At 44.5% G+C, this 641-nt stretch carries 1 protein-coding gene; it reads right to left on the bottom strand.

The window, feature by feature from the left end; all coding sequences use genetic code 11:
* Positions 1–641 (bottom strand): alpha/beta fold hydrolase (locus tag A3763_RS01225; protein ID WP_156494805.1); only part of this gene is annotated, 641 nt, incomplete at both ends.

The raw sequence follows: 641 nt of genomic DNA on the forward strand, positions 1-641 counted from the left end.
CACTCCATAACAGCAGGAATCTCACTTAAGTTCTGATTTTTGATATTTGACCAGTGCTGCTCGACAATTGGGTCCAGATTTCCGAGTAAGTTGCCACTTAGTGTTAGTAGCTCACCCCAGACCAAGCGAGGTGTTTGGTTTCCATATAACGAATCTGCCAAGCTGCCCCAAGCACTCATTGCTGAAACGGCTTTTATTCTAGGGTCGTGTGCTGCGCCAATCAAAGAAATACCTGAACCATAGGAAACACCCGCACTCCCTATTCTCTCTGGGTCTACGTTATAGTTTTCGATAAGGTAATCTATCACACGGCTAAAATCATCGATGTCCTTTGGGCCAGCCGTATTAATCATGCCTTCTGATGTGCCGAAACCTCGAGTGCTATAACTAAAAACGATGTAGCCCTTTTCTGCTAACTCTCCTGCTTGTGTTAAATACTCATATTCATTCAGAGCCCAGCTATTTACAAAAATGATGGCTGGTGCTGGTTCTGACAGGTCATTAGGAACAAAGACATTGGCGGCCAAGTCAACACCATCATTTGCCTCCACAATGATGTCATCATTTGTTGTGTAGGCATCAGAGGTCGGAAAGATACCTTGGTTCAACAGTCCTGCAACAAAACTAAGTGCGGGGATATA

The organism is Oleiphilus sp. HI0128 (assembly GCF_001635365.1).